The 463-nt window shown below is 70.8% G+C and carries 1 protein-coding gene; it reads right to left on the bottom strand.

Annotated features, from left to right (window positions below; translation table 11 throughout):
- A partial coding sequence (locus tag MOV74_RS40315) for an AMP-binding protein (protein ID WP_246933123.1) occupies positions 1-463 on the bottom strand: 463 nt, incomplete at both ends.

Below are 463 nucleotides of genomic sequence, written 5' to 3'. Positions count from 1 at the left end.
CCGGTGGATCCGGAGGTGTAGATCACGTAGGCGAGGTTGTCCGGTCCGCTCACCGCGGCCGGTGCAGAGGTCTCCTCGCCTATGATACCGCCGAGATCGTCATCGAGCCGCACCCGCCGGACCGCGGCCTCGCCCAGACGCGCCTCGGCCGCGGCCTGCGTCACCACGATCCCTGCGCCGGCGTCCGACAGCATGTAGCCGAGACGCTCGACCGGATAGGCCGGGTCGAGCGGCAGGTAGGCCCCGCCCGCCTTCAGGATCCCCAACAGTCCGATCACCATCTCCGCGGAGCGCTCGACGCAGACGCCGACGATGCTCTCGGCGCCGACCCCGAGCCCGCGCAGATGATGCGCCAGCCGGTTGGCCCGCCGTTCGATCTCCGCGTAGCTCAGCTGGCGCCCGCCATCGATCACCGCGACCGCATCCGGCGTTCGCATGGCCTGCGCCGTCACCAGATCGTGCA

The sequence above is a fragment of the Bradyrhizobium sp. SHOUNA76 genome (genome assembly GCF_023006445.1).
Taxonomy (GTDB): domain Bacteria; phylum Pseudomonadota; class Alphaproteobacteria; order Rhizobiales; family Xanthobacteraceae; genus Bradyrhizobium.
The sequence above is the reverse complement of the archived record's forward strand: the minus strand, read 5'-3'. Positions and strand labels throughout refer to the sequence as shown.